The sequence below is a fragment of the Vibrio sp. V43_P6S15P86 genome (assembly GCF_009904725.1).
Taxonomy (GTDB): domain Bacteria; phylum Pseudomonadota; class Gammaproteobacteria; order Enterobacterales; family Vibrionaceae; genus Vibrio; species Vibrio diabolicus.
Genome location: NZ_WXWT01000340.1, coordinates 1 through 9,022, shown reverse-complemented (window position 1 = coordinate 9,022; position 9,022 = coordinate 1). Strand labels below are relative to the sequence as shown.

General features: G+C 44.4%; 8 protein-coding genes. 1 reads left to right on the top strand and 7 read right to left on the bottom strand.

What is annotated here, in order from left to right:
- Positions 1-292: 292 nt before the first annotated feature.
- Entirely contained in the window at positions 293-2,575 is a 2,283-nt protein-coding gene (gene metE / locus CAG69_RS15300) for a 5-methyltetrahydropteroyltriglutamate--homocysteine S-methyltransferase (protein ID WP_161444946.1), read from the top strand.
- A gap of 132 nt (positions 2,576-2,707) precedes the next feature.
- Here metE and gspS2 read toward each other — a convergent pair whose 3' ends face one another.
- The 7 genes from gspS2 to CAG69_RS15265 all read right to left on the bottom strand — a co-directional run bounded on the left by gspS2 (position 2,708) and on the right by CAG69_RS15265 (position 8,975).
- Positions 2,708-3,100 (bottom strand): GspS/AspS pilotin family protein, encoded by a 393-nt coding sequence (gene gspS2, locus CAG69_RS15295; RefSeq protein WP_145473745.1) that lies wholly within the window; start codon positions 3,098-3,100, stop codon positions 2,708-2,710.
- A gap of 3 nt (positions 3,101-3,103) precedes the next feature.
- Positions 3,104-3,400: a YciI family protein gene (locus CAG69_RS15290; RefSeq protein WP_005376766.1), complete on the bottom strand. Its 297-nt coding sequence runs from the start codon at positions 3,398-3,400 to the stop codon at positions 3,104-3,106.
- 115 nt (positions 3,401-3,515) lie between these two features.
- Complete coding sequence (gene yciA, locus CAG69_RS15285; protein WP_005392848.1) at positions 3,516-3,911, bottom strand: acyl-CoA thioester hydrolase YciA; 396 nt, start codon at positions 3,909-3,911, stop codon at positions 3,516-3,518.
- A 225-nt stretch (positions 3,912-4,136) separates the two neighbouring features.
- Complete coding sequence (locus tag CAG69_RS15280) at positions 4,137-4,700, bottom strand: septation protein A (protein ID WP_161444945.1); 564 nt, start codon at positions 4,698-4,700, stop codon at positions 4,137-4,139.
- Positions 4,701-4,903: 203 nt separating this feature from the next.
- Entirely contained in the window at positions 4,904-5,146 is a 243-nt protein-coding gene (locus tag CAG69_RS15275) for a hypothetical protein (protein ID WP_161444943.1), read from the bottom strand.
- 111 nt (positions 5,147-5,257) lie between these two features.
- Positions 5,258-7,798 carry a quorum-sensing autoinducer 1 sensor kinase/phosphatase LuxN gene (gene luxN, locus CAG69_RS15270; RefSeq protein WP_161444941.1) on the bottom strand — a complete coding sequence of 847 codons (2,541 nt, stop codon included), beginning with the start codon at positions 7,796-7,798 and terminating at the stop codon, positions 5,258-5,260.
- The gene (locus tag CAG69_RS15265; RefSeq protein ID WP_161444939.1) at positions 7,791-8,975 is read right to left on the bottom strand and encodes an acyl-homoserine-lactone synthase; all 1,185 of its coding nucleotides are present in this window, start codon (positions 8,973-8,975) and stop codon (positions 7,791-7,793) included. The genes luxN and CAG69_RS15265 overlap by 8 nt, the downstream gene beginning before the upstream one ends.
- Positions 8,976-9,022: the final 47 nt, after the last annotated feature.

Genomic DNA, 9,022 nt, shown 5'->3' with positions numbered 1-9,022 from the left:
TTTAGCTCTATCATGAATTCCTTTCATCCTTTGTTGCTCGCTATGAACAGAATAGCAATCGTATAAATAACTTAACGACAAAAAATGGATATGTAAACGTCTAGACGTCTATTTGTTGTGTTTATTTGCGAATCATGTCGCCTCATGATGAATTTTTTTAATAAACAAGTTGAATAAATGGACGTTGTTCAAACCGCAGATGAGAGCGATAGTTTAGCCATCCAGACATCTTTTATGACGAAAGATACTCTGACCCAAACAAATTGAACAAGATTGAAAAAGGAATAGGGACATGGCTACAACAACGCACGTACTAGGTTATCCACGCATCGGTGAAAAACGAGAATTAAAATTCGCTCAGGAAAAATACTGGCGCGGAGAAATTGATCAAGCAGAGCTTAAAAAGGTTGGGGCAGATCTGCGCGCTAAAAACTGGCAAACACAAACAGATGCTGGCTTGAGTTTTACCATCGCTGGCGATTTCGCTTGGTACGATCATGTACTGACGACCACGTTGTTACTGGGTCACGTGCCAAAACGTCACGCAGACGGTTTCCCTGATTTGGATACGCTATTCAAAGTGGGTCGCGGTCAATCTCAAGCGGGTTGCGGCTGTGCGGGCGCTGCAGCATCGGATATGACTAAATGGTTCAACACAAACTACCACTACATCGTACCTGAATTTAGCAAGGACGATACATTTGAAGTGAGCTGGCCTCAACTGTTTGAAGAAGTCAACGAAGCAACCCAAGCTGGGCATAAAGTGAAGCCAGTTTTGCTTGGCCCAGTCAGTTATCTTTACTTAGGTAAAGAGGTAGAAGAAGGGTTCGATCGCCTGACGCTACTGCCACGATTGCTTACGGCTTACCAAGCTATTTTGGCAAAGCTCGCGAGTCAAGGTGTTGAGTGGGTTCAGATTGATGAGCCAATTTTGTCACTAGAGCTTGAAAGTCAGTGGGCTGATGCGTTCAAGCTAGCGTACCAAGTGATTCGAAGCGATGTAAAAGTGCTGCTAACGACGTACTTTGACTCTATAAGCGATACGCTAGACAAAATTGTAAAGCTACCAGTGGATGGTTTACATATCGATTTATCTGCCGCGCCTCAACAGCTTGATGACGTGGTTGCCAAACTACCGGAGGGGTGGGTGCTGTCTGCTGGCGTGGTCAACGGTCGTAACGTGTGGCGCTCGGATTTGAGTGCGCAACTTGAACGTCTACAGCCAGTAAAAGAAAAACTGGGCGACAACCTTTGGGTGGCGAGCTCATGCTCTTTGCTACATAGCCCGGTTGATCTGGAACTGGAAACAGAACTCAGTGAGGAAGTGAAAAGCTGGTTTGCGTTCGCAAAACAAAAAGTAACAGAAGTCGCCTTGCTTGGCCGAGCACTCGATGGTGATCAAGATGCGATTCTCGCTTGTGATACCTACAGCCAGCCAATCAAAGCACGTAAAACGGCAACGCATGTGAATAAGCCACAAGTTCAAGCACGTTTAAACAGTATTACTGCGTCACTTGCCGAGCGCAGCGCACCTTACGCGGAGCGTGCTGCGCATCAAGCTGAAGTATTGGGCTTGCCTCTGTTGCCAACCACGACAATCGGTTCTTTCCCTCAAACGGGTGAAATTCGTGTTCAGCGCAGCGCTTATCGCACTGGCCAGTTATCTGAGTCCGACTATATCCAAGCACTAAAAGGACATATTGCGGATGCCGTAAAACGTCAAGAAGCCCTTGACCTAGATGTGCTTGTTCACGGTGAAGCTGAGCGTAACGACATGGTGGAATACTTCGCGGAGAACTTGGCGGGTTTCCAAACGACGAAATTTGGTTGGGTACAGAGTTATGGCTCTCGCTGTGTGAAACCAGCCATTGTGGTTGCTGACATTGAGCGTGAAAAGCCGATTACGGTGGAATGGTCGACGTACGCACAATCGCTAACCAGCAAACAGATGAAAGGTATGCTGACGGGCCCGGTAACGATTTTATGTTGGACGTTCCCGCGTGAAGACATCACACGTCAAGAAATCGCCCAGCAACTGGCACTGGCACTGCGTGATGAGGTTTCTGATTTGCAAGATGCTGGCATCAATATCATTCAAATCGATGAGCCTGCGATTCGTGAAGGTCTACCGTTGAAAAAGCGCGATCACAAAGCGTATTTAGAATGGGCGGTGGATGTATTTAAGATCTCGGCAGCGAGTGCAAAACCAGAAACTCAGATTCACACTCACATGTGTTACAGCGAGTTCAATGAAATCATTGATTCAGTCGCGGCGCTCGATGCAGATGTGATTACCATTGAAACATCACGCTCAAATATGGAACTGCTTAAAGCGTTTGAAGAGTTCAATTACCCGAATGAAATCGGTCCAGGTGTTTATGACATTCACTCACCAAACATTCCGACGGAAGAGTGGATTGAAGGCTTAATCAAGAAAGCGGCAGAAAAGATTCCGGTACAACGTTTGTGGGTGAACCCAGACTGTGGTCTGAAAACACGTAACTGGGCAGAGACAGAAGCGGCATTGGCGAACCTCGTGTCAGCGGCGAAGAAACTTCGTGCTGAGCTGGCGTAAGACACCTTTTTAGCAAATAAAAACGGAGACCGTTGTCTCCGTTTTTCTATTCTTAGCCGTTCATTTTCGTCGTTATACTATCCCGCAATAGCGGATGAATTGCTCGTATCGAAAACAACGCACTCACTGTGACTATTTCATTTGAGTACAAGTTTGCGCGGAAACCAACTCATCTGCCATCAACTGACCGCGAGAGTTACGCACTTTAATACGGTACATTAAGCCCATATCAATTTGCTTACGAATTTCCGGGTTATTGCAATAGGTGTAGATACTGGTATTCAGTACTTGATTTAACGGCTTTGCACCGAGTGCGTCATCGTTATAAATCATCATCATTTCAACAACATTTTTGTTGGATGAGACACGCATTATCTGCAGTGGACCGTATTCCAAAGGGAGACCTGCTGACAAGACTCCCGCTCGGTTTGATGCCAATAGCTCAAGCTGGCGTTGATTATCATCGGTAGATGAACAGCCCGCTAACGCACCAAATGCCAAGAAAAGACACAGTAATTTTTTCATAAATTAAAACACTTTTTTGAACGGTTTCACGATGACATTATCGTAAACACCAGCCGCTACGTAAGGATCGGCTTCTGCCCACGCTTTAGCGTCTTCTAGAGAGGCGAACTCAGCGATGACAGTCGAGCCCGTAAATCCGGCTTCTCCTGGGTTGTCAGAGTCTATCGCAGGCATAGGGCCAGCAGTAAGAAGGCGACCTTCGTCTTGAAGCTTTTGTAAGCGATCCAAGTGTTGCGGGCGAACGCTCATGCGTTTTTCCAGCGAGTTCTCGACGTCCTGAGAAAAGATGACATACCACATAGCATAGTTCCTTAATTGGTAGGGTAAAGTGTTAATTTAACGCCTTTTTTGTGTCTCTCACAAGTGAACAACAGAAAATGTGAGATCCTTTCTAACAGTTAGCGCTGTAGGTTGACTAATTCTGAACTGGGCGTGGTTTGCCTTCACTGTCAATGGCTACGTAGTTGAAAGTCGCATCACAAACCATGAAGCGCTCGCCGACACCGTGTGCTTTTACCGGCTTGACCCATACTTCCAGATCGACACTCATTGAGGTGCGACCAATCTTAGTGCATTCGCCATAGCAGCAAACGACATCGCCAACACCTACAGGCTTCTTGAAGGTAATGCTGGACACTGAAACGGTAACAACGCGACCAGAAGAGATCTCTTTGGCCAGAATCGCACCTGCTAGGTCGAGCTGAGACATAATCCAACCACCAAAAATATCGCCATTGGCATTAGTATCGGCAGGCATTGCAAGGGTACGAAGAAGCAGTTGACCTCTCGGAGAGCTAATTTCTTGACTCATTGTGACATCCTAAATCTTAAAGGCGCTCAAACTAAGCGCCAACATAGTAAATACCTAGAACCAAAGGTCCTTAAAAAACGCAGACACCGGACCAGAGAAAGTTGGTTTACAGCAGCAAGAATGGTCTGATTCCGGTATGCCGTTTGATCGGTTTAGTGATACATGGAGCAAAACAGCGACCCGAAGGTCGCTGCAAAGTGCGCGGATTATAGCAAAACTGAGTTTTTAATCATCAGTCGACACGTCGGATGAGTTATTTTTTTGTTCTTTTGGCATGTGTTTGTAAATGTAGAAGCCAGTCGCAATCATGTAGGCAAATGTCGCAATCAACATTCCGAATACTTTGAAGTTGACCCAAACATCCAGTGGTAGCTCGTAAGCGATATAAATGTTCAGACCAGCAAAGAATGAGAAGAAGCCGACCCAAGCCCAGTTGATCTTCGCCCAAATAGCATCAGGTAGCGAAATTTCTTTGCCCAACATGCCTTTAATGGCCGATTTCCCCATTGCGTGACTCGATGCTAAACCGATAGCTAGAATCACATAAATGATGGTGACTTTCCATTTTATGAAATTGTCGTCGTGGAAGAAAAGGGTCATGCTGCCAAATATCGTCACGATAACGAACGTAATTAGCTGCATTTTCTCGACTTTTTTATACAGAGCATAGGTGACGACAAGCTGAATTGCCGTTGCAACGATCAGCGCTCCTGTTGCTGCGTAGATGTCGTACATCTTGTACAAAGCGAAGAAGGCGATGAGTGGGATAAAATCTAGGATTTGCTTCATGGTGGCAAAATCTACCTAATTAGTGAATTGAAGACAGTCTAACGGAATCTGACAAGATGTGAATACCGTCAAGGTTAGAGGTAAGAGAAGTAATCCCCTGACTGAATGATACAACGAGCAACATTTCGCAAAGATGAAGTAGCAAATCGAAGGCATAAAAATTGCCGCGATAAAGCGGCAATTGAGTTGATAGAATTTAAGATTTAAGCAACATGTTGATATTGAGAAATAAGCGTTTTGACATCTTCTAAATAGCCTTCACGTAACAGGTTATCAACGGTTGCTTCAAGCTCTTCGAGAGACATCGTAAAGCAAGTGGATTTGCCGGTCATTAGGCTCAAATACTGATGGTATTCTTCTTCTGTATAGTGGCCTAAGCGATCGAGTAGTAGTGCTTTGATTCCATGATGAATCAAGCCGTAGTATGTGTGTCGATGAAGTAACATGGCGATCTCCTTATCAAGCTCATCCGCTAACCATTTGCAGCTTGCTTGACCCTCTGGATAATTCGATTTACTTCAGTAATGCACATCTAGTGCCAGTTTTATCTTCGCAAATTAGAAAGTGTTGGAAGTAGCAAAACTCTCATGTTGCAACCAGCGCTTGATGACGGTTTGGAGCGCATTTAACGTGGTTGGCTTTTCAAGTCTGTCATCCATGAGTTTCGCAATGAGCTCCAGCTCTTTGGCTCCAGACTCTCCAGATAGTGCGATGATCGGAACGGAAGACGCAATTTGCTTAATTCGTTGGCTTGCGTCAAATCCATTCATCACTGGCATCTGTACATCCATAAGCACCAAATCAATCTTGTGCGACTGAAATAGCTCCACCGCAGAAGCGCCATTATTTGCTTGTAAGCTGTTGACTCCCAGCCTTTTTAAGTACATTTGAACCAAAGTACGCTGCACCTCTTTGTCATCAACAATGAGCACTGTTGGTGCATCGTTACTTACTTGTACGTGTTGGTCTGTGCGAGGTTCAGAATGTGGTGCATTTACTTTCCAGCCATTGAAGTCCGGTGTTCTCAACGTCTCTGGTTTGGGTGCGTTTGGGACGACCGGGAAATACAAGTAGAACTCAGTAAATTCGCCCAATTCAGACTGGCACTCAATTCGTCCGCCAAAAGAGCGCATAACGCGTTGACAGTAGCCCAAGCCAAGGCCGCTGCCACCACTTTTTTGATACGAGAAGAAGTCGTCAAATATCTTGTGTAAGATACTGCTATCTATGCCAGGGCCACTATCTCGGAAGACCAGAATGTTTTCGTAGGCCCCCGTTTGGCTACGAATCTCAATTTGACTATCGGGATAAGAATCAAAATAGTAGATAGCATTGCGAATCAAATTGAAAATGACAAAGTTAAACAGAGTTTCGTTTAATTTCGCGACAAAATCGTGCTCTTGGGGCAGATTGATCCTTTCAATTATTTGATCGTTTTCAAAGCCATAACGGCTGACCGCTTGATCGACAGCTTTATGTATAGACGTAATAGTTAAGGGTTCGTGCTCAGGTGAGCTGTCGCTGACTTCTCGTAAAATAATGTCGATAAGTTGGCGACCACGCTGAATCGCTGCTTCTCCTTTATCAATCTCACTCTTTAACGTCTCAAGTGAAGCGTTTGATTCGATATGCTGTTTTAAAGCTTCAAATCGTAATTGCACTTGAGCGAGAGGGTTACGCATTTCATGTGCAATAGAGTTAGCGAGCGCACGGCTTTGGCGTACTTTTCTATCGGCCTCGATGGTGCTCTGGATGCGAACTAATAAGGTTTGCAATGCTGAAATTTCTTCATTAGAAAACAGCTTATTATCCATTTTATGTGAAGAAATCAGTAAGTGCGTAACGGACTTTCCACGACCAAAAAGAGGCATTACGAGCGCCGTATTGCTGGATCGCATACGTTCGTAGAGCTTGCGCATTGAGCCTTTAGACGAGGAGGCATAATCAATTTCTTCAGACAGTTCATCAAGCACGAGAACAGACTTGCTTGACGGCAGATAATTTTCATAAAACGTTTCGGTGTAACTGCTGGTGACGAGCTGCAATTTATTATTTGGTATATTCAGTAACGCTGCTAACTGGCGCATTGCATCATCTATTGAGCGTTTAAATTCCTCTTCTAATCCAAGAATTTGTTGAACGGGTGTATGTCGTTTCCCATAAATAAAATAGGACGCGAAACGACTGACGCGTTTGTAAAGCAAGTGCCAAGTGATACCGATGAGTGCGCATAAAGGCACCGCTACAAGCCATTGGTTATCTTCCGAGATAGGAATAAATATTGCGCCCAGCGGGAGGACGAAAATGGCACAGACAAACAGCGCGCTAACGGTTAAGTATGTGAGGTATTTAGCGCTATAAAAGCGAGAGGTAAGCAGGGCATAGCCTACAAACAACATTTCACTAATTGAAAGTGCTGGTGGTAACCAGGTTAAGGAAAAGTCACCAAGGAAGTAAGTCATTCCAAGGTGTATCACTGCAGTTGATAACATGAAGACCAAAATGCCGGCGATCATATAGTTACTTTTTGCCAGCGTGAGTTTGCTGCTGTTCGCTCGCATGGTAATCAAGTTCAGCAGTGTTAATACCACAAATGTCAGCAAACTAATAAAGAAATATGAGGTATGGGGACCAAACTCGATCACGAACTGGCTTGGACCGCTAATGGTGACATTTTCGACAGTAAGGTTTGGTACTAAGTTGATGTAAAGCGAGTACGTTGCTAGTGCCACAAAGACGATTTTTTGCCAGGCTTTGACCGCAGTTTTTTTGATATCAGCCGCTAGCTGGCAAGAAAAATAGAACGCGAATGCAAAGGCAAAGAATGACGCCAAGTTCGCCAACTTAGCCATAAAAATACCGCCAGCGGAGCCCAACTCCGGCAATAAGTCGGTATGGAAGTATGCGTTGCTGCTGATCCAAACGATGATGCAACTAGAATAAGCAATGTACGGCGCATGATGCGAGCCTAAAATCGTTTCACTCTTCTGTTTTAGGCGATAGCAGTAATATAACAACCAAGCGAACACCACCAGTACAGTGGCGTATAGCGTCATTGCTTTTGGATAAAAAAGGCCGTGAAGATGAATATCAAGCATGTACATTCACCTTTTCATCAATTCTTTTTGTTCGTACGCGGTGTTTGTAGTCGCGAAACTGTATGTCTTGAAATGCTTCAACCATCATACCTAAATTCCAGAAACCGCGGTATGTCTTGGTACCGTCACTGTTAATGTCGCGGTATCCTGAGTGAAAGTAGGCCTCTAAATCAATAGATTGATAGAAATTTAACATAAATATTTGTTCAATAATGGTAAAGCTGAGCTTATAGCCTGCTTTATATAGCTCACTCATCAATGCTTTTTGTGCCAAATACAAAAAGTACAGTTTTTGTTGGATGTTGCCACCCACTGTCAGACGCAGCACTTCGCAAACCGCTTCAGTGTTTTTCAAGTGAGATTGGAACTGCGCATCAAATTCAATAAGAGCCCGTTGGCGAGTTAGATCGTTACCTCCAAAAAGGCCTAATTGATTAAGAGTCATGTAGCCATAATCAGGAAGGCAAAACTGCCATTGCTCACTACTAAATGGTGATGAATAACTGAGCCAGGTATTTCTTTGGTGCCAGTTTTGCACCAAAGCGGAGGAGACCATGATTGGTGTAGATGACTGCTTGAACAATAGCACAAAGTGTTGACCTTTCTGCGAGAGTGATAATAGAGGCAATATCTCAAACCATTGTTCAGTTTGGACGAAGAGCTCAAGATTGCTCAGTGTGATTGCTGCGGAAATCGGCATTAATGCAGCGTGATTTGGCAGTGTTACCTTTAGGTCGCATTCGGCAATATCTTCGATCAATATGCTTGAATAGTCGCGGTCGTCAAACGAGAGCTGAGTTGGTCTTGTCGCTTCATTTAAAGGGTGCTTTTGCTTGATCGCAGCAATCTCACATTCACACCAGAAAACCATCCAATGCGGGTAACAATCTGCGGCAACTTGTTCAAGTAAGAGCGCCTCTTCGGAGAAAGGCGTTGGATACTGCTGTACTAAATTTCGATAATCCATTAATTCAAACAGTACGGACAGACTCTTAGATGCGTATTTAGGAAAGAGGGACTTGAGAAGCTTTATTCTATACAAAGCAACTTGTTGAAAAAGAGAAGACCTTTCTTGCGGTGTAAGAGTAAGAAGAACCGTGTCAACCAGCGCCTGTTGTTTTGACTCGATCGGCAAATCTGTACTGGCGAGGGGCTCCAAAGACAGCTTAAGACTCATGATATAACCTAGTTCTGACGTTTTTTATATTTTGTAATGGTTTATAT

Coding starts and splice junctions, on each gene's coding strand:
- metE (WP_161444946.1), top strand. CDS start 293: ATGGCTACAACAACGCACGTACTAGGTTATCCACGCATCGGTGAAAAA.
- gspS2 (WP_145473745.1), bottom strand. CDS start 3,100: ATGAAAAAATTACTGTGTCTTTTCTTGGCATTTGGTGCGTTAGCGGGC.
- CAG69_RS15290 (WP_005376766.1), bottom strand. CDS start 3,400: ATGTGGTATGTCATCTTTTCTCAGGACGTCGAGAACTCGCTGGAAAAA.
- yciA (WP_005392848.1), bottom strand. CDS start 3,911: ATGAGTCAAGAAATTAGCTCTCCGAGAGGTCAACTGCTTCTTCGTACC.
- CAG69_RS15280 (WP_161444945.1), bottom strand. CDS start 4,700: ATGAAGCAAATCCTAGATTTTATCCCACTCATCGCCTTCTTCGCTTTG.
- CAG69_RS15275 (WP_161444943.1), bottom strand. CDS start 5,146: ATGTTACTTCATCGACACACATACTACGGCTTGATTCATCATGGAATC.
- luxN (WP_161444941.1), bottom strand. CDS start 7,798: ATGCTTGATATTCATCTTCACGGCCTTTTTTATCCAAAAGCAATGACG.
- CAG69_RS15265 (WP_161444939.1), bottom strand. CDS start 8,975: ATGAGTCTTAAGCTGTCTTTGGAGCCCCTCGCCAGTACAGATTTGCCG.